Genomic DNA, 19,291 nt, shown 5'->3' with positions numbered 1-19,291 from the left:
GGTTTGCGGCTATGACGCCTTCTTCCACACCTGCGTCTGGCAGAACGGGCCGAGGCAGCCTTTCACCTCCAGCACATTCGCCCCCTTGCGGCGGATCACCGAACGGTAGCTCTTCCCGCTTTTGGGATCATAGATCCGTCCGCGCCAGATATCGCCATCGGCTGTGAAGCCTGACAGGATCGGCATGCCCAGCAGCTTGCGATTGCGCAGCCGGGTATCGGGATTGTTCACATCGCGCTGATCAAGCCCCTCGGGCGGGGGGACCAGAAAACGGTCGATCGTGCCGCAAATGGCCTTGCCGCAGGGGGCGATGAGGATCACCCCGTCCTTTTCCGCGGTTATCCAGCGGCCCGCAACCGGTTCGGCAGCGCGCGCAGGGGCGGGGCCGATCGCAAACGCGGCCAGCAGCGTCAGGGCAAACAGGGGCTGGGCAAACAGGGTGATGCGCGACATCATCGGGTATCTCTCCGGCGTGATTGCATGATCATACGCGCAAAGCGAGCGCACGGTTACCCCTCAATCGAACCCCACGCCAAACGGCCAGCGTCGCCCGCAAATCCCCATCACCTTGAACAGGGTGCCCATCTGGTTGTCCTCCACCAGCCGATCACGCTGGCGCTGGAGCTTGGCGACCTCGCCCGGATTGCGGCGCTGGAGCGCCTCGGTGCGCGTGTCGATCCCCATCTGGCGCAACCATTCGCCCTGATATTGCAGGCCCATCACATCCACCCCCTGTTCGCGCGCGACGTGGGCAAGCAGTTCGAAATCGACATGGGCGGTGATGTCGGCCTCGCCCGGATGATCGAAGGCGTCGACCTTCTTGTGCGCCTTCAGCGCCTGGAGCGTCGTGCCGGCGCTAAGCTCCATGTGGCCATAATCGATGATCAGCGCGGCCCCGCCCTGATCCTTCAGCCGCTGCGCAATCTCCCCCATCACCGCGACCGCCGCCGGACTGGTCTCGATCGTCGCGCCCTGTGCCGCGCTGAGCCAGCTTGGCGGGACGATAGGGTCCATCCGTTCCTTGCCCGCAACAAAGGCGAACTTGTCACCTTCCAGCCCCACCATCCGTTCGAACCAGCCATCGGCTGACCGCACCAGCTGGTGGATCGGCAGCGCATCGAAGAATTCATTGGCGACGATCAGCAGCGGGGCATCATCGGGCAGGGTCGAAAGATCATGGTGGTGGTGGCAATCGGGAAACGCCTCACGCTGGATCTGCCGCAAGGCGGGGGAGGTTTCGACAAAATGCACCTGCGGCGCGAAGTCATAGCGCGCCGCCGTGGTCAGCGCATCACTTGCCAGCGTGCCGCGACCGGGGCCAAGTTCGACATAGTGGATGCGTTTGCGGCTGCCCATCCGCACCCACAGGTCGGCAAACCACAGCCCGATCAGCTCGCCGAACATCTGGCTGATTTCGGGCGCGGTGATGAAATCGCCCGAATCGCCCAACGGATCGCGGCTGGCATAATAGCGCGCATTGCTCTCGCCCATATAATGCGCGAGGCTGAGTGGGCCGGTCTCGCGGATCAGGCGGCGGAAGCTCTTGCCAAGATCGATCTTGGCGCGGGCCGCGGCTTCAGCTTCGGCCTGCACCTTAGCCTGAGCCTGCGCCTCGGCAGCGATGCGCGCCTGCTCTTCGGCTTTGGCTTCGGCGGCGGCTTTGGCTTTGGCTGCGGCGGCTGCGGCCTCTGCCTTCGCCTTGGCCTTTGCTTCGGCCCGGGCTTTTTCCTCGGCCTTGGCGCGTGCCTCTTGTTCGGCCCGGGCCTTGGCTTCGGCGGCGGCTTTCCTGCGCGCTTCTTCCTCAGCCTTTGCCTTGGCCTTGGCCTCGGCTTCGCGGCGGGCCTGTTCCTGCGCGGCAGACCTCGCCGCGGCTTCGGCCTCGCGCCGCGCGCGTTCTTCGGCCTGCGCCCGCGCCTTGGCTTCCTTGCGCGCCTGCGCTTCGGCCTCGGCCTTGACGCGGGCTTCCTCGGCAGCCTTGGCGCGCGCTTCGGCTTCGGCTTTCTTTATAGCGCGGGCTTCGGCGGCGGCCTGTTCGCGGGCTTCGCGTTCGGCCTTGGCTTTGGCCTCTGCCTCGGCTCTGGCTCTGGCGCGGACTTCCCTGGCCGCACGGGCTTCGGCTGCGGCTGCGGCTGCGGCTTCGGCCTGTGCCCTGGCTTGCGCTTCAGCCTTGGCCGCGCGCGCTTCGGCCGCGGCGCGGGCCTGTGCTTCCGCCGCTGCTTTCGCCTCGGCGGTTGCCTTGTCGTGGGCCTTGTCTTGCGCAGCGCGTTCGGCGCGGGCCTGTTCCTTGGCCCCGGAATCGGGCGTCGCCTCGTCCTCGGGGTCGATCAGCTTCAGCCCGCCGCGCCACACGCGCGCCGGATGATCGGCGGCCCCGTTCAGACCGGGCTCGCCGTCCCCGTCCCGAGCGGCTTCCTCAGCGCGGCGAAGGTCACGACAATCAATCCGGTCAAAATCAGCGGTATGCTCAGCCATTGCCCCATCGATAGCCCGGTTCGGGCTGCAAAGTCAGCCAATTGTGCGTCAGGCTGACGGAAAAATTCGTTAACAAAACGCGCAATTCCCATGCCGAGCGTGAACACGCCCACCAGCAGTCCGGGGCGATAGCGCGCGCGGGTTTTCCAGAACAGCAGCATCATGATGACCAGCAGCGCCAGCCCTTCCAGACCTGCCTGATAAAGCTGGCTGGGATGGCGCGCCAGATCATCCGCGCCCGGAAACACCATCGCCCACGGCACATCGGTTGGCCGCCCCCACAGCTCGCCATTGACGAAATTCGCCATCCGCCCGAGCAGCATGCCCATCGGCACGCTGACCGCGACATAATCGGTGACCCGGATGAAATTGAGCTTTTCGCGCCAGGATACCCACGCCATTGCTGCCGCCACGCCCAGCAGCCCGCCGTGAAACGCCATGCCGCCATCCCACAGCCGCAGCAGCTTCCACTTGACCCAGCCATCGCCGGAAAAATCGGTGAAGGCGCTGGGAATCCCGGTCTCGCCCCCGGTATAAAACAGCGCATAACCCAGCCGCCCGCCGAGAATTACCCCCAGCGTGCAATAGAAGAACAGGTCATCGGCATGGCGCTGCGCCATCGGCGCGCCGGGCTGCTTGATCATCACGGAGACATGCCAATAGGCAAAGATCACCCCGATCAGGTAAGCCAGCGAATAGAATCGCAGGGTAAAGAACCCCAGATCAATGCCCGGCCGCAGGCCGAGGTCGGACCAGTAGACCGGATCGGCAGCGCCGCTCGCGGCAAGTAGTGACAGCACGCAGCGAACCCCTTATTGACAATGATATGCCGTATCGGCGGGCCTGACATGGCCCCGTTCACGCTGGCGCTTCTGGCACAGCGCGCGGGGCAGGGGAAGGGGCGCAGACCCGTGGGCAGATAATGGGATCGGAAGATCGGACAAGCGCATGCCGCACCGGGCTTCCAGCAATTGAGAGAGGAAAGGACACCGCATGCCCACCCAGCTGGACGATGCGCTTGAAGCGATCATCACCGCCCTGACTGCAACCGGTCAGCCGTTCAACACCGTGCCGTTCACGCGCGACGGGGTGGAGATGCCCGCCTTCGCCGGCGCGCCGCCAAGCCTTGCGCATTATTTCGCGCATTTCTGCAACGAGCATCGCGACCTGCCCTTCCTGGTCGACGGGAATGTGCGGCTGACCTTTGGCGAAACCTACAGCGCCGCGACCTGCGTGGCCGAAAGCCTGGTGCGGGATCACGGCATCGCCAAGGGCGATCGCATCGCCATCGCCGCACGCAATTCGGCCAACTGGATGATCGCCTATATGGGCATCATCATGGCCGGCGGCTGCGCGACCTTGCTCAACGGATTTTCGTCCGGAGAGGAGCTCGCCTACGGAATCGATCTGGCCGAATGCAAGCTGGTGCTGGCCGATGAAGGCCGCGCCGCACGGCTTGAAGGCCACCCGCACAGCGCGAAACTGGTCTTGTTCAGCCACGGCAATCCGCCGCCCGGAGGTCTGGCCAATGTCTGGGCCGTGCCTGAAGGCACCAGCGCAGCCATGGCGATGCTGGGCCAAATCGGGCCGGATGATATTGCCACCATCCTCTACACCTCGGGTTCGACCGGCAAGTCCAAGGGCGCATGGTCCGATCATCGCGGCGTCGTGCACGGCGTGATGAGCTATGTCGCGCAGAGCGCGATGGCCAAGGTGCATATCGAAAGCCAGGAAGGGCCGATGACCGATCAGCCCTGTGCGCTGGTCGCGGTGCCGCTGTTCCATGTCACCGGCGAAGTGCCGCTGTTCCTGCAAAGCTTCGCCATCGCGCGCAAACTGGTGCTGATGCCCAAGTGGGACGCGGGCCTTGCAATCCGGCTGATGGCCGAAGAAAAGGTCAGCTACTTCGTCGGCGTGCCGCTGATGAGCTATGAAATCGCCAACCATCCCGATCGTGACCAGTATGACCTGTCGGCCTGCAAAAGCTTTGCCGCAGGCGGCGCGCCGCGTCCGGTGGAGCACGTCACCCGGATCAAGGAAGCCTTCCCCGGCGGGTTCCCGCTGCTGGGCTATGGCCTTACGGAAACCAACGCAGTGGGCTGCGGCAATTTCAACGAGAACTACATCGCCAAGCCCGGATCAACCGGGCGTGCCAGCAAGCCGATGGTGGATCTGCGTATTCTGGACGATGACGGCAACGAATTGCCGCAAGGTCAGGTGGGCGAGGTCTGCATCCGCTCTGTCGCCAATTTCCGCGGCTACTGGAAGAATGACGAAGCGACCGCAGCCGCCTTTACCGACGATGGCTTTTTCCGCACCGGCGACCTCGGCTATCTTGATGAGGACGAATATCTGTTCATCGTCGACCGCAAGAAGGACATCATCATCCGCGGCGGCGAGAATATCTCCTGCATCGAGGTCGAAGACGCGATCTACGCGCATGACGATGTTGGCGAATGTTCGGTGTTCGGCCTGCCTTGCGAACGCTTTGGCGAGGTGCCAGCGGCGGTCTACCGGATGAAGGAAGGTCACACGGCCATCACCCCGGGGGAACTGCGCGCCTTCCTGCTGGAACGGATCGCACCGTTCAAGGTGCCGCTGGAACATCAGATCTGGATCACCGAGGAGGCGCTGCCCCGGCTCGGCACCCAGAAGATCGACAAGCGCAGCGTCAAGGCGCGCTATGGCGATGCGGCAGTGGCGGCCTGATCCGCTGACCTGCCCGCGCCCCATCCTTGCGCCCCGCGCCGGGGGACAGACACGGAAACCCTTTCCGTGAGCCCCCGGCGCGTGCCGGGCCAGCGCGCGATCATCGATCGCCGTGCGCTGGCGGACGAAATCGCGGCGCTATCGCTCGCCGGGGCCGAACGCGCGCGCGGCGATATCGTCAAGGCGCTGCGTCATGCGCTGGACGAAGGCCGGGCGGAACTGGAACGGCGGCTGGCCGAGGCGCCGTCGGCCGGGCATGATGTGACGGGGGGCTATTCCTTCCTCACCGACCAGCTGCTGCGGGTGATCCACGATCACGTGACCACCCACCTCTATCCCGTCCCCAACCGCACTGCGGCAGAGCGCCTCGCGATCCTCGCGGTGGGCGGATATGGCCGCGCCGAAATGGCGCCGCATTCGGATATCGACATCGCCTTCATCACCCCGATGCGCCGTTCGCCGTGGTGCGAGCAGGTGATCGAGGCGATGCTCTATCTGCTGTGGGATCTGGGCCTCAAGGTCGGCCATTCCAGCCGCACCGTGTCGGATACGATGCGCCTCGCCAAGGAAGATCTGACCATCCGCACCGCGCTGCTCGAAGGGCGGATGGTATGGGGCGATCAGCCGCTGTACGAGGAATTGCGCAGCCGTTTCTGGAACGAAGTCGTCAAGGGCAGCGAACGGCAGTTCCTGACCCAGAAGCTGGCTGAGCGCGATGCGCGGCACAAGCGGATGGGCGACAGCCGCTATGTCGTGGAACCCAATATCAAGGACGGCAAGGGGGGGCTGCGCGACCTGCAGACGCTCTACTGGATCGGCAAATATGTCCACCGCGTCCAGAACGCTGCCGAGCTGGTCGATGTCGGGCTGCTGACGGCATCCGAATATCGCAGCTTCCGCCGCGCCGAAGGCTTCCTGCTGGCGGTGCGCAGCCACATGCACATCATGACAGGCCGCGCCGAAGACCGGCTGACCTTCGATCTGCAGCGACAGGTGGCAGAGCGGATGCACTTCGCCGATCGTCCGGGCAAGAGCGCGGTCGAACGCTTCATGCAGTACTATTTCCTGCAGGCGAAACGCGTCGGCAGCCTGACCGGCGTGTTCCTCGCCCACCTTGACGAGGAATTCGCACGCAAGCGCACCCGCAGCGGGTTTTTCGCCGGCTGGACCCAGCGGCCGCGCGCCTTCAAGGGCTATATGGTCGAGGGCGGGCGGTTGCGCGCGCCGGGGGACGACTGGTTCCGGGCCGACCCGGTGCGCCTGATCGAGGTGTTCCAGCTGGCTGAGGCCGAGGGGCTGGAAGTCCACCCTGAAACCATGCGCCTGGCCGATCGCGATGCCAGGCTGATCGATGGCAAGGTACGCCGCGACAAGCGCGCAAACAGGCTGTTCCTCGAACTGCTCAGCGGTCGCAAGGATCCGGAAACCGCGCTGCGCTGGATGAACGAAGCGGGCGTGTTTGGTCGCTTCGTGCCGGACTTTGGCCGGGTCAACGCGCAGATGCAATTCGACATGTATCATCACTACACCGTCGATGAACACACGATCCGCGCCATCGGCCTGCTCTCGCAGATCGAGCGCGGGTTGCTCGCCGCCGATCACCCGCGCGCCACCCGCGAATTTCCCCGGCTCGCCTCGCGCCGCGCGCTCTATGTCGCGGTGCTGCTGCACGATATCGCCAAGGGGCGCGGGGGCGATCATTCGGTGCTGGGGGCGGACGTGGCGCGCAAGCTCGGCCCGCGCTTCGGACTGGACGAGAAGGAAACCGATCTGGTCGCCTGGCTGGTGCTGCAACACCTTCTCATGAGCCGCACCGCGCAAAAGCGCGACCTGACCGATCCCAAGACGATCGAGGATTTCGTCGCCGAAGTGCAAAGCCTCGAACGGCTGCGCAACCTTGCGATCCTGACTGCGGTCGATATCCGCGCGGTCGGCCCCGGCACGTGGAACAGCTGGAAAGGCCAGCTGCTGGGCGAGCTTTATGATGCCGCGCAGGAGCGGCTGCGGCTCGGGCACAAGGGCAAGGGACGCAAACAGCGGGTGGCCGCCAAGAAGGACGCGGTTGCGCGTCTGCTTGGCGATGCCGAGCATCTTGTCGATGATATCGGCGCGCTGCTGGGCGATGCCTACTGGATCGCCGAGCCTGAGGACATCATCGCCAGTAATCTGGTGCAATATGACGTCGCGCGTGCGGCGCAGGACCAGCTTTCGATCCACTGCGAGCCCGACGAGACGCGCGGCGCGACCCGCGTCAACGTGATTGCCGCTGACCATCCCGGCCTGTTCTACCGCATGGCCGGCGGCATCCACCTGGCCGGCGCGAACATCATCGATGCGCGCATTCACACCGCGCGCAGCGGCTATGCTGTCGATAATTTTCTGGTGCAGGACCAGCACGGCAGGCCGCTGAGCGAGGAAACCCAGATCGCACGCATCGAGAAGGGCATCCGCGACGCGCTGCTGGCCAACATCGAACTGGTGCCGAAACTCGCCGCGCGCCCGCTCGCCCATTCGCGCGCGCGCACCTTCGATGTCGCTCCGCGGGTCGGGTTCGACAATGATGCGTCCAACAATTTCACTGTGGTCGAAGTGACCGCGCGCGACCGTCCGGCATTGCTCAACCGGCTGGCGCACGCGCTCTACAAGGCCAGCCTGATCGTCCATTCGGCGCATATCACCGCCTATGGCGAAAGCGCAGCGGATACATTCTATGTGACCGATCTGACCGGTGCCAAGATCAAGGCACCAGAGCGGCTTGCCGAAATCGAGGCCGCGCTGCTCGAAGCGGCCAGCGACCGCCGCCAGCAGCAGCTCGAACAGGCCTGATCAAACAGGCCTGTTCAAACGGGGCTGATCGCACGGGGCTGGCACTCTGACGAAAGGGGCGCCGCAACAGATTGCAATATCGTGACTCTTCGCTATTGCCCCGCGCCTCAACTCAGGGAGAGTTATAAAATGACCACCAGAAACCCCGTGCCCAGCCCCCTCCGGCTTGGCAAATTCGCACTGCTTCTCGGCACCGCAGCGCTGGCCCCTTCTGCCGCCAACGCCCAGATCGCCGAAGACGAAGCAGGCACCGCTCAGGGTGAAACCGAAGGTCAGCGCACAAGCGCACTCGACACCATCAGCGAGATCCTTGTCACCGGCACCAAGACCCGTGACCCGGAAAACGTGCAGGACGTCGCACTGGCCGTGACGGCGTTCAATGCCGACACATTGGAAGCTTTCAAGATCCGCGATATTCAGGGCCTGTCGTTCCAGGCACCGAACGTCAGCCTTGATCAGATCGGCACCAGTCGCGGCACCGCCAACTTCGCGATCCGCGGGCTTGGCATCAACTCCTCGATCCCGTCGATCGACCCGACTGTCGGCGTCTTCGTCGATGGCGTGTATCTCGGCATCAACGGCGGCGTGGTGTTCGATCTGTTCGATCTCGACAGCGTGGAAATCCTGCGCGGCCCGCAGGGCGTGTTGTTCGGCCGCAACGTCACCGGTGGCGCTGTGGTGCTCAACACCGGCAACCCGACCGAAGATTTCCGCGGCAAATTCCGTGCAGCGGTCGATGGCCCGGTCGATGGCGGTCGTGGCGGCGCGAACTACACCGTCAGCGGCGTGATGTCCGGCCCGATTGTCGAAGACGTGCTGCTGTTCAAGGTGGGCGCCTATTACAACAAGGACGAAGGCTATTTCCGCAACCTGTTCGACGGGTCGAACCAAGGGGCGGCGGACACCAAGATCCTGCGTGGCGCACTCGAAGGGCGCTTTGGCGATCTGATGATCCGCGCCAAGCTCGACTATTTCGACAGCAACGGCGATGGCCCAGCCGGCCAAAACCGCGGATTCTTCGATCGCGAAAGCTTCGATTTGGCGATTGATGAGCCGGGCTTCTACGACACCCAGATCTGGACCGGTTCACTGACCGCGGAATGGGACATTGGCCCGGGCACCCTGACCAACATCTTCGGCTATCGCGACTACAGCGCCACCACCCGCGGCGATATTGATTCGACCCCGGCATTCCTGTTCCACTCGAACACGGAAACGGTGCAGGATCAGATCTCGAACGAGTTGCGCTACGCAATCTCGACTGACAGCCTCGATCTGACGTTCGGCGGGTTCTACTTTGATCAGAGCCTTGCCTATGATGAAAGCCGCGAGCTGCGCCGCGATCTGCCTGTAAACCTTCAGCCACCAGTGTTCTTCGGTGGTGGGCGGCAGGATCACGAAGTGATCGGCGTGTTTGCCAATGCGCAATATGAATTCGCCGAAGGGCTGTCGGTGATTGCTGGCCTGCGCTGGAATCAGGAAACCAAGGACGCAGCGGTGACCTATATCGTCCCACGCGCGCGTTGTTCGGTTCTTGCGGGCACCTGCCCAACCGGCACCCAGCCCTTCAATCCCGCGACGGAGACGAATGGCTTCACCGATGAAGTGCGGTTCCGCAACCTCTCGCCCAAGCTTGGCCTGCAGTATGAATTCGCTGACAGTCAGGTCTATGGCCACTGGAGCCGCGGTTTCCGTTCGGGCGGCTACAATTTTCGTATCACAAACGTTGCGGTGTTCAATCGCGCGGTCGATGCGACCGGAAACCTGTTCTTCGACGAAGAGCAGGTCGACACCTACGAAATTGGCGGGAAGTTCCAGACCGCGGATGGCTCCTTCACGCTCAACGTCGCGGCCTATGTGACCAAAGTGCAGGACATGCAGCGCGAAGTGAACCTCGCCGATCCGGGCGCAGGCGTGGTACAGAACATCCTCAACACCGCCGATGCGACCATCACCGGGTTCGAAGGCGAAGCGCGCATGCGGGTGTCGGATTCGCTCATAATCACTGCCAACCTCGGTCTGATCGACGACAAGTATGACACCATCTTGTTCGACATTTCCGGCGACGGGGCTATCGACGGGGCAGACGAGAACCTGCGCATCCCACGTGTGCCGGCAGTGACCTGGGGGATGGGGCTGGTGCACGAGCTGCTGCTCGGCAACAGCGAAATCCTCACGCGGGTGAACTACCAGTATCGCGATGAGTTCGCCTTCACCGACGACAATTTCGGTTACATCCAGGATATGTCGAACCTGGAAGCGAACATCACCTGGGTGACCCCGCTCGAAGGGCTGTCGCTGTCGCTCTATGGCCGCAACCTGTTCGACGAAGTGCAGGCGGGCGGTGATACGCAATTGCCATTCGGCGGCCCGAACTCGACCGGGGTGCGCCAGCAGTTTGCGTCCAACCCGACCGCGGGCACCTTGTCGCCGCTGCAGCGCGGCCGGAACATCGGGATCGAGGCGCTGTTCGAATTTTGATGCTTTTTGGGGGATCGCCCTTCCGGGCGATCCTCCTCGCCAGACACGCAGCAAGCTGCGCCCGCTGCGGGCGGGCGGTCGCCCTTGCGGTTGCTGCGCAACCGATCAGTCCCTCCCCTGCCCCGGACCTGTTCCGGGGTGGCGAGGTGGCCTCCCGCGGGGCTGACGGAGGGGTAAAGCTGGCAAGCGCCGAAAACCCCTCCACCACCTTCGGTGGTCCCCCTCCCCATCCTTGCAGGACGGAGAGGTTCTTTTTTGCCTATTCCCGAGCGCCGAACAGCGCGGTGCCGACCCGCACATGGGTCGCGCCCAGCATCACCGCCGTTTCGTAATCGCCACTCATCCCCATGCTGAGGCCCTCCAATCCATGATCCGCCGCCAGTTTCGCCAGCAGCGCAAAGAACGGCGCGGCTTCGGTGTCCGCGGGAGGGATGCACATCAGCCCGGCAAGCGGGATATCGGCAGCGCGCACCTTTTCGAGGAACCCCGGCAGTTCGACAATCGGACATCCGCCCTTCTGGGCCTCGTCGCCAATATTGACCTGAACAAAGCACGGCACGCGCCGCCCCGCCTTGTCCATCGCGCGTGCCAGCGCCGTCAGCAGGCTGGGGCGGTCGAGCGAGTGGATATAGTCGAACAATGCAACGGCTTCCTCGGCCTTGTTCGATTGCAGCTGGCCGATCAGGTGGAGTTCGATATCGGGATGCGCCGCGCGCAGATCGGGCCACTTGGCCTCGGCTTCCTGCACTCGGTTTTCACCGAACACGCGCTGGCCTGCTGCGATCAGCGGCAGGATCGCCTCGGGGCCCTTGGTCTTGCTGACCGCGATCAGGGTAACATCTTCGGGCGCGCGCCGCGCGGGCTTGCACACGCGGGCGATATTGCTGCGAACGTCGGAAAGGCGGGCGGCGGCTCCGGGGGCTTCAATGTCCATGGCAGCGCTCTATAACGGGCGGGTGACGCGCGCAAACCCCCTCCCCCGCCTGTGGCTGCTGAGCGACGCTCGCAATGATGCAAGGATTGAATGGGCGCTGGCCACCTTGCCGCGCGGCAATGCCTTTGTGTTCCGCCATTACCACCTCGACCACAAGGCCCGCACTCAGCGGTTCGCGCAACTGGCCGCAATGGCGCGTGCGGGCGGCCATCTGGTGATCCTGTCCGGCCCGGCCCAACTGGCGCTGGATTGGGGCGCGGACGGCATCTATGGCCCGCCCGGCAAGCTTGCCAGACTGCCCGGCCTGCTGCGTCTGGCCACGGCGCATGATGCGCGAGAAATCGTCCTCGCCAACCGCGCAAAGGCCGATGGCGTGTTCCTCTCCCCGGTCTTCGCGAGCCGCTCGCATCCGGGCGGAGGATGCCTTGGCGTGGCGACGTTTCATGAACTCGCCGCGCAGGCTGACATGCCCGTCATCGCACTGGGCGGTATGACGGCGGAACGTGCCGGAACACTTCAATGGCCGCGCTGGGCGGCGATCGACGGCTTGAGCTAGGCAAAACGCCCTGTCGCACATCGCTTGACCGGAGTCCTCTGAGGATTCATGATGTGTTCCGCTCAGGAGAACCCGCCATGGCCAGCCGCGCCGTCACCCCTCGCAAAACCGCTGCGCGCCAGTCCGACGCCGAATGGCGCGCGGGCCTGCGCCGCGGCTTGCGCCGACTTGCGCAGATGACCGGCGCGGGGCTGCTGCTGGGCGCGACATTGTTCCTCGCGCTCGCGCTGGTGAGCTACACCCAGACCGATCCCAGCCCATCGACCGCTGCCGATCCGGGCGCGGTCGCCAACTGGATGGGCGCGGCGGGCGCATGGGTGGCAGACCGCGTGCTGCTGGTGTTCGGCCTGTCTGCCGTGCTGCTGCTGCCGCTGCTTTATGTTTCGGCGCGCAAGCTGTGGCGCGATGTGGAAAACGGGGACGAGGCCGAAACCACCCCGTGGTGGCTGCCCGCCGGGCTGTTGCTGATTGCCATGACGCTGCTTTCGACCGGGCTGGCGCTGGCCTTTGCCGGGCCGGGCGGGACGCTGCCGGCGCAAGCTGGCGGGCTGGCAGGCTTGCTCGGCGCAGGTGCGATTCAGGCGCTGGCCGAGCGCTTTGCCGGCGAGGCGCAGGGCTGGGTGATCCTTGGCGCGGGGCTTGCCTGCCTTGCTGTTGCTGTGGGGCTGCTCACCCGGATCTTCGCGATTGACTGGCGCGGACTGCTGAGCCTGCCCGATTTCCTCGGTGGCGGCTCGCTGGCTGGCCTGCTGCGCCGCCTGCCGCTGGCGGGCCGCAAAGCCGCACCTGCGCTGGCCTTTGCCGATGATGACGCTGACGAGCCTCCTGCCCGCCCGCGCCGCATGGCCAAGGGCGAGCCCGCCCCCGCCGAAATTGACGAACGTCCGCGCCGTGCGCCGGAAATCAGCGATCCTTCCGCGCCGCCCAAGCGCGCGCTGCCAACCAAGACCGCGCAGGGCGACATGTTTGCCGCCTTCACGCTGCCTAGCCTCGACCTGCTGGCCGAGCCGCCTGCCGACAAGGCGCCCAAGCTCGACAAGATGGCGCTGGAACGCAACGCCCGCCTGCTCGAAAATGTGCTCGACGATTTCAACGTGAAGGGTGAAATCACCGCGGTAAGAACCGGCCCGGTGGTGACGATGTACGAACTCGAACCCGCGCCCGGCATCAAGGCCAGCCGCGTGGTCGGTCTGGCCGAAGACATCGCCCGCAACATGAGCGCGATTTCTGCGCGCGTCTCCCCCATTCCGGGACGCACGGTGATGGGCATCGAACTGCCCAATCAGGATCGCCAGGTGGTGATGCTCAAGGAACTGGCCGCCTGCACCGCCTTTGCCGACGCCAAGGGCAGCCTGCCGATCATTCTGGGCAAGGATATTGCCGGCGAACCGATCATTGCCGATCTCGCCGCCATGCCGCATCTGCTGGTCGCGGGCACCACCGGATCGGGCAAGTCGGTGGGATTGAACGTGATCCTGCTGAGCCTGCTCTATCGCTTTACACCTGCCGAACTGCGCCTGATCCTGATCGATCCCAAGGTGCTGGAATTGAAGACTTACGACGACATTCCTCACCTGCTTTCCCCGGTGGTGACAGAGCCGCACAAGTCCGTGCGCGCGCTGAAATGGGCGGTCGAGGAAATGGAGCGGCGTTACCGGATGATGAGCGCGGTCAGCAGCCGCAATATCCATTCCTTCAACGAAAAGGTCAGCGCCGCGATTGCCAAGGGCAAGCCGCTGGGCCGCCGGGTGCAGACCGGGTTCGACCCTGAAACCGGCGAGCAATTGTTCGAGGAAGAACAGCTCGATTACCAGCCGCTGCCGCAGATCGTGCTGATCGTCGATGAACTCGCCGATCTGATGGTGACCATCGGCAAGGAAATCGAAGTGCTGATCCAGCGCCTGTCGCAAAAGTCGCGCGCGGCCGGCATCCACCTGATCATGGCGACGCAGCGGCCTTCGGTGGATGTCATCACCGGGGTGATCAAGGCCAACCTGCCGACCCGCATCAGTTTCAAGGTGACCAGCCGGATCGACAGCCGCACCATCCTTGGCGAACAGGGGGCCGAACAATTGCTGGGCAAGGGCGATATGCTCTACAAGCCCAATACCGGTGCGATGGTGCGCGTCCACGGGCCGTTTGTCAGCGACGAAGAAGTGGAGGCTGTGGCCGATTTCTGGCGCAGTCAGGGTGCGCCGGAATATGTCGATGCCGTCACCGAAGAACCCGAAGACGGCGGCTTCGGCTTCGAGGATGACATGACCGCCTCCGACAACCCGGAGGAACGCAAGTACCGGCAGGCCTGCCAGATCGTGATCGAAAACCAGAAGGCATCGGGATCGTGGCTCCAGCGGCAGATGGGCGTGGGCTACAACACCGCGGCCAAGTGGATCGAGCGGATGGAGGAAGACGGGCTGGTCGGCCCGGCCAACCACGTCGGGCGGCGTGAAATCTACCGCGATCGGGATGGCAATCCGCTCTAGTTCTGCAATCGCGCTTGCCCGCGATGCAGAACCCTGCCTCGCCGCCAATGATACCATCGGCCTATGATGGCATCATTGGTGACAGGGCGGAAATCCGGCTCGGGTGGTTGGCGTCACCGCAAGGTGGCCCCAAGCAAGAGATGCAAAATCGCAACGTCCCGAAATTGTAAATCGGCTGTCACGCCGGCTTAACGCTCTCGTCGCGCTGGCGTCACCATCGCCTGCCACGGGCAAGGCCTCTCTCCACCAACAGGGAAGCCAAACCATGCCCACAGAACTCCGGCGCGTCTCGCTGATCGCGCTCACCACCATGCTCGCTGCCGCGCCGCAGGCTGCCTTCGCGCAAGGTTCCGAAGCGGACAGCGAAGACAATGCTGCCCGCAACCAGATCATTGTGACCGCGCAGAAGATCGAACAACGCGCGCTGGACGTGCCGATCACCATCTCTGCCGTGTCGGGCGAACGGATCCGCGACCTTGGCGTCACCGATCTCGACGAGCTTTCCAATTACATCCCCGGCCTCAACATCCAGGAACAGAGCGCCAACAACCCTGGCATCGTGATCCGCGGGATCAACTCGGACAGCGGCTCGGCGCAGCAGGGCCCGCGCGTCACGCTCTATTACAATGGCGTCGACATCTCGCGTTCGCGCGGCTCGTATCAGGCGATCTATGATCTGGAGCGCGTCGAAGTGATCAAGGGCCCGCAGGCAACGCTGTTCGGCACGGCCAGCGCGGTTGGCGCGATCAGCCTCGTCTCGGCCCGCCCGCGCGAGGGGTTCTCGGGCGAGCTCAACGGCGGTTACGGCAATTTCAACCAGACCTTGCTGGGCGGACACCTGAACGCCGGGTCCGATGTGCTTGCTGGCCGCATCGCCTTCGAATGGCGCACCCGCGACGGCTATGTCGAAAACCTCAATCCCAATCAGGAAGAGGATCTCTACGCGCAGGACCAGCTCGGCGTGCGCGCATCGCTGCGCTACACCCCTACCGCCGATTTCACGCTGGATCTGGTCGCCACCTATGACCAGCAGCGCAACGGCGGCACGCCGTTCACCTCGGGCACCTTCGCGGCGTTTGCGGGCGCGCCCGGCGGTGCAGCCAACGCCTTCGAGCCCGTCAATCTTGGCGGTAACCCTGCTGGCGCTGCGGTGCTGGGCGACGACCAGCTCGGCCTCAACCGCGAAGTCTATGACTTCAACATCACCGCCGAATACCAGTTTGCCGACGAATGGACCTTCACCACGGTGAACGGTTATCGCAAATTCGACAGCCGCGAGGTATTCGATGCCGACGGTTCGGCAGCACCCTTCCTTGAGTTCAGCGAAATTGCCGATGGCTGGCAGATCAGCCACGAAGGCCGCTTTGCCTATCAAGGCGGCAACCTGCGGGCGAGCGCGGGCTGGAACCTGTTCATCGAAGACGGCCGCCAAAACGTGCCCTTCGCGACCGAAGAAGGGGTGTTCCTGACCTGTCTCGGCGGCCTGTTCAGCAACCCGCGCAACCTCTGCGTCGCGCCCGACGGCAGCGTTCCTGCGCTTGGTGCGACCAACTTCCCCTACAGCGCGGTGTTGTTTGAAAATCGCGGCCGCAACGAGGCTTATTCGGTGTTTGCCGACGTGACCTGGATCCCGGCAGACTCGCTCGAACTGACTGCGGGCGTCCGGATTCTTGACGAATATCGCCAGTCCAGCTTCTCCTCCGATATTCCGAACAGCGTGCTGACCGGCGCACCGCTGGTCCCCGGCGGGGTCGATACAGGCGGGCGTGTTTTTACCACGGATGAGAATTTTCAGGCGGTGCTGCCGCGTTTCAACGCATTGTACCGGATCAGCGATGATGTGAACGTGTTCGCCACCGTGTCCAAGGGCCGCCGTTCGCCGGTGTTGCAGCTGGGCGCGCGGCGCGACACGGGCGGCAATGTCGTGGCCAACCGGCTGGATGTGCCGGAAGAAACCGTGTGGAACTACGAAGGCGGGATCAAGCTCGCCAGCGGCCCGGTTTCAGCCTCGCTCGGCGTGTATTATCAGGTCTATGACGGCTTTCAGGTCAGCGTTGCCGAGGTCGATGGCCAAGGCAACCCGACCGGGGCTTTCATCACCCAGAGCGCGGGCACCGCGTCGAACCTTGGGGTCGAAGGTGAACTGCTGGTCGATCTGGCCGACTGGTTCCAGGTGTTCGGCAATTTCGGCTTTATCGACGGCGGCATTGATGAAGACGGAGCCTTCTCGCCCGCCTTTTCGGGTGCGCGCTTCCGCCTTCAGCCCGAATGGCAGGCTGCCGGCGGGTTCACGGTGAATCACGAATTCGGCAACGGCATGCGTTTCTTTGCCACCCCGAGCGTGACGCATCGGAGCCGGATCTTCTTTGAGGTGCCCAACAATCCCCTTATCGCGCAAGGCCCGGTCACGCTGGTCAACGGCCGCGCCGGCCTCAGCTTCGCGGACAACCGCTACGAAATTGCCGGCTTCATCCGCAACGCCTTTGACGAAGACTACCTGCTGGACGCCGGGAACACCGGCGGCGCGTTTGGCATCCCTACGTTCATTCAGGCGGAGCCGCGGTTGTACGGGGTGACGATCACGGCACGCTTTTGATGGTGAAACCGCGATAGTGAAAGGCGGGTGGTCCAGCCGGATTACCCGCCTGTCTTTCATGATAATTCCGGCTTCCATGATGGTTGAAGAACACGGTTAGGATTTTCTAAACGCCCTCCCCGTAGACCTGCGTAAGTCAACGGGGGCTTACGTGATGCATTACTCCATGCCCGGCTACGTCCGGATGTTTGTCACATTGCTTGCGATGTCTGTGCTTGCGATCTCTGTCGCAGCACCGGCAACAGCGCAGAATTCGGGCTGGCAGCTCGAACCTGATGCCCGCATCGAGGTGCAGACAGTGAGCGCCCAGACCACCACCCGTGACAATGATCTGGTGGTCGATGGCGAGGCGGTCAGCGTCCGCGGGCAGGTCGGCCTGGCGCTGGAAAAGCGCGGCGTGCGACTGCGGCTGGAGGCCGACCGGATCGAGGTGTTCCGGCTTGGCGAAGGGCGGCGTGACTTTGCCCGCGACCGCTTCACCGCGACCATCCAGACCGACATCGAGAAAGACTGGGAGCTACAGCTTCAGGCGCGGCATTTCGATGACGCGGTTTCGGTCGAGGCCAATGATACCGACGAATGGCAGGGTTCGGCGCGACTGACCTGGGAACCCGAACGCGCGCATCGCGTGCGCGTGCAGGGAAGCTGGCGGGATCGCGAATATGCCAATGGGCCGCTGGCCGAGACCACCGGCGAGGGGCCGCGCGTCGACGCACAATATCGCCGCCGCTTCGGTCGCTATCACTATCTGGCCTTTGACCTGCGCGCCGAATCAATCCGTTCCGACGATGCACGGCGCGGGTACGAGCGCGAATCTGCAGGGGTCGCCTATACCCGCCCGATCACTCCCGATCTGCGCATACGCCCGGCGATCGAGGTGATCCGCACCCGATTCGACGGCCGCCTGACCGATGCCGGCAATCAACGCCGCGACCGGCTGGTCGTGCCCGAGGTGGAGGTGCTGTGGTGGCCGGGCAGATGGCGCATCGAAGGCGAAGCCAAGTATATCTTTGCCGGCAGCAACGAACCCATCCGCGAACGCGAGGGTTACCGGCTGACCATTTCGGTCGGATATGCGTTCTAGACTGATCTCGACCTTTCGGCAGTTCTGGGAAAGAGCGACGCCGCAGATCCGGCGCCCGATCTATATCGGGATCGTCGTCGGACTGTGCATTGCTGTGCTGGTCGCGCTCGGGCTTGCCAATACCGGCACCTTTCTTTCGCTGCCATCGTCCTTCAATGGCGTTTCCACTTCGCAAGCCGTGTGGGGGCTGAAGCCGTCCAACCTGCTGATGGTGCTGCCGCTGGGCGCATTTCTGGTTGTGCTGGCGCGCAGCTTTATCGGATTGAAGGCATTCGGCCTGTTTACCCCGATGCTGATCGCTCTGGCATTCCTGCAGATCGGCCCGGTCATGGGACCGGTGGTGCTGATTTCGTCGGTGATGGCGGGAATGCTGGTCACGCCCACCTTGCTCAAATTGCGCATGACTCGGGTCGGGTTTCTGGGCGTGCTGATCTCGCTGATCGTGCTGGTGCTGGTTTCCCTGCAGATGATCCTCGATACCAAGCTTCAGGTGGACGCCTTCCCGGTGATCGTCTGCGGGCTGTGCGTTGAAAGGTGGTGGAAGCAATGGGGCAAGGACGGCGCCAAGCCGGCGGCGCTGATGGCCTTCAACACCTTCATTCTGGCAGTCGTGATCCAGTTCGTGATGGTCAGCGATTTCGCGCTGGCGCTGATCGAGGCTTCGCCGCTGCTGATGCCGGCGGCGACCGGCATCGCGATTGCGATCCTTGGCCGGTATCGCGGATTGCGGCTTTCGGAAATCGCCAGGTTCGCCCCGATCTGGCTTGAACGGCGACTGCAGGGCAGATCGCTCGTACTGCCTGAAGATGTGGCTGATGATGCGATCGATGAGCGGCGCAAGGGGCGGCCGGATAGGCGGCGTGTGGCCCCGATCAAAGAACGCGAAGGCCCGGCCGGGCCGCACCCAGCCAGACCGGCCCTTGCCGCGGCGGGAGGAGGTGTGCCGCCACTTTCCGGCATGTGGGTCATAAACTCGCCCGCCGACCTCGAGGAATTCGCGCGAAGGCGGGTTCCGCAGGCAACATCCGAAGTGATCCCCAATCGCGAGGCACAATTCCTGCCTCGCGTTGGCGCGTCCGGCGGCGGTCCGGAAAGCTGGAGGCCGCCGATTCACAATGCCTGGATCATCCGCAAGGTCGAGGACGTGTGA

At 64.1% G+C, this 19,291-nt stretch carries 12 protein-coding genes; 8 read left to right on the top strand and 4 right to left on the bottom strand.

The window, feature by feature from the left end:
* Positions 1 to 9: 9 nt before the first annotated feature.
* The 3 genes from BUA05_RS09495 to lgt all read right to left on the bottom strand — a co-directional run bounded on the left by BUA05_RS09495 (position 10) and on the right by lgt (position 3,272).
* Positions 10 to 453 (bottom strand): DUF2147 domain-containing protein, encoded by a 444-nt coding sequence (locus BUA05_RS09495; protein WP_084662581.1) that lies wholly within the window; start codon positions 451 to 453, stop codon positions 10 to 12.
* A 63-nt stretch (positions 454 to 516) separates the two neighbouring features.
* Positions 517 to 2,472, bottom strand: a complete 1,956-nt coding sequence (locus tag BUA05_RS15065; RefSeq protein WP_342742092.1) for a class I SAM-dependent methyltransferase — start codon at positions 2,470 to 2,472, stop codon at positions 517 to 519.
* A complete protein-coding gene (gene lgt, locus BUA05_RS09485; RefSeq protein ID WP_178139169.1) occupies positions 2,376 to 3,272 on the bottom strand; it encodes a prolipoprotein diacylglyceryl transferase in 897 nt (298 codons plus the stop codon). The genes BUA05_RS15065 and lgt overlap by 97 nt, the downstream gene beginning before the upstream one ends.
* Positions 3,273 to 3,465: 193 nt before the next feature.
* Between lgt and BUA05_RS09480 the strand changes: the two genes are divergently transcribed.
* The 3 genes from BUA05_RS09480 (at position 3,466) to BUA05_RS09470 (ending at position 10,488) form a co-directional block, all read left to right on the top strand.
* Positions 3,466 to 5,181: a class I adenylate-forming enzyme family protein gene (locus BUA05_RS09480; RefSeq protein WP_072674536.1), complete on the top strand. Its 1,716-nt coding sequence runs from the start codon at positions 3,466 to 3,468 to the stop codon at positions 5,179 to 5,181.
* A 66-nt stretch (positions 5,182 to 5,247) separates the two neighbouring features.
* Positions 5,248 to 8,007: a [protein-PII] uridylyltransferase gene (locus BUA05_RS09475; RefSeq protein WP_072674534.1), complete on the top strand. Its 2,760-nt coding sequence runs from the start codon at positions 5,248 to 5,250 to the stop codon at positions 8,005 to 8,007.
* Between the two features lie 129 nt (positions 8,008 to 8,136).
* Positions 8,137 to 10,488, top strand: coding sequence for a TonB-dependent receptor (locus tag BUA05_RS09470; protein ID WP_072674532.1), 2,352 nt, complete (start codon positions 8,137 to 8,139; stop codon positions 10,486 to 10,488).
* A gap of 259 nt (positions 10,489 to 10,747) precedes the next feature.
* On the opposite strand, the gene BUA05_RS09465 is transcribed toward BUA05_RS09470, so the two are convergent.
* Positions 10,748 to 11,422 (bottom strand): YggS family pyridoxal phosphate-dependent enzyme, encoded by a 675-nt coding sequence (locus tag BUA05_RS09465; protein ID WP_072674530.1) that lies wholly within the window; start codon positions 11,420 to 11,422, stop codon positions 10,748 to 10,750.
* On the opposite strand from BUA05_RS09465, the gene BUA05_RS09460 reads away from it, so the two are divergent.
* From BUA05_RS09460 to BUA05_RS09440, 5 genes are all read left to right on the top strand, one after another.
* The gene (locus BUA05_RS09460; protein ID WP_072674529.1) at positions 11,421 to 11,978 is read left to right on the top strand and encodes a thiamine phosphate synthase; all 558 of its coding nucleotides are present in this window, start codon (positions 11,421 to 11,423) and stop codon (positions 11,976 to 11,978) included. The two genes, BUA05_RS09465 and BUA05_RS09460, sit on opposite strands and share 2 nt — an antisense overlap.
* A 77-nt stretch (positions 11,979 to 12,055) precedes the next feature.
* A complete protein-coding gene (locus BUA05_RS09455; protein WP_072674527.1) occupies positions 12,056 to 14,461 on the top strand; it encodes an FtsK/SpoIIIE family DNA translocase in 2,406 nt (801 codons plus the stop codon).
* 265 nt (positions 14,462 to 14,726) lie between these two features.
* Positions 14,727 to 17,057, top strand: a complete 2,331-nt coding sequence (locus BUA05_RS09450; RefSeq protein ID WP_178139168.1) for a TonB-dependent receptor — start codon at positions 14,727 to 14,729, stop codon at positions 17,055 to 17,057.
* A gap of 205 nt (positions 17,058 to 17,262) precedes the next feature.
* Positions 17,263 to 18,141, top strand: a complete 879-nt coding sequence (locus BUA05_RS09445) for a BamA/TamA family outer membrane protein (RefSeq protein ID WP_143150287.1) — start codon at positions 17,263 to 17,265, stop codon at positions 18,139 to 18,141.
* The gene (locus tag BUA05_RS09440; protein WP_072674523.1) at positions 18,131 to 19,291 is read left to right on the top strand and encodes a 7TM domain-containing protein; all 1,161 of its coding nucleotides are present in this window, start codon (positions 18,131 to 18,133) and stop codon (positions 19,289 to 19,291) included. Before BUA05_RS09445 ends, BUA05_RS09440 begins: the two co-directional genes overlap by 11 nt.

This window comes from Erythrobacter sanguineus (assembly GCF_900143235.1).
Lineage (GTDB): Bacteria > Pseudomonadota > Alphaproteobacteria > Sphingomonadales > Sphingomonadaceae > Erythrobacter > Erythrobacter sanguineus.
Note: the sequence above shows the minus strand (reverse complement) of the source record. Positions and strands in the feature narration are given on the sequence as shown.

Coding starts and splice junctions, on each gene's coding strand:
- BUA05_RS15065 (WP_342742092.1), bottom strand. CDS start 2,472: ATGGCTGAGCATACCGCTGATTTTGACCGGATTGATTGTCGTGACCTT.
- BUA05_RS09465 (WP_072674530.1), bottom strand. CDS start 11,422: ATGGACATTGAAGCCCCCGGAGCCGCCGCCCGCCTTTCCGACGTTCGC.
- BUA05_RS09480 (WP_072674536.1), top strand. CDS start 3,466: ATGCCCACCCAGCTGGACGATGCGCTTGAAGCGATCATCACCGCCCTG.
- BUA05_RS09440 (WP_072674523.1), top strand. CDS start 18,131: ATGCGTTCTAGACTGATCTCGACCTTTCGGCAGTTCTGGGAAAGAGCG.
- BUA05_RS09455 (WP_072674527.1), top strand. CDS start 12,056: ATGGCCAGCCGCGCCGTCACCCCTCGCAAAACCGCTGCGCGCCAGTCC.
- BUA05_RS09445 (WP_143150287.1), top strand. CDS start 17,263: ATGTCTGTGCTTGCGATCTCTGTCGCAGCACCGGCAACAGCGCAGAAT.
- BUA05_RS09460 (WP_072674529.1), top strand. CDS start 11,421: ATGGCAGCGCTCTATAACGGGCGGGTGACGCGCGCAAACCCCCTCCCC.
- BUA05_RS09470 (WP_072674532.1), top strand. CDS start 8,137: ATGACCACCAGAAACCCCGTGCCCAGCCCCCTCCGGCTTGGCAAATTC.
- BUA05_RS09450 (WP_178139168.1), top strand. CDS start 14,727: ATGCCCACAGAACTCCGGCGCGTCTCGCTGATCGCGCTCACCACCATG.
- BUA05_RS09495 (WP_084662581.1), bottom strand. CDS start 453: ATGTCGCGCATCACCCTGTTTGCCCAGCCCCTGTTTGCCCTGACGCTG.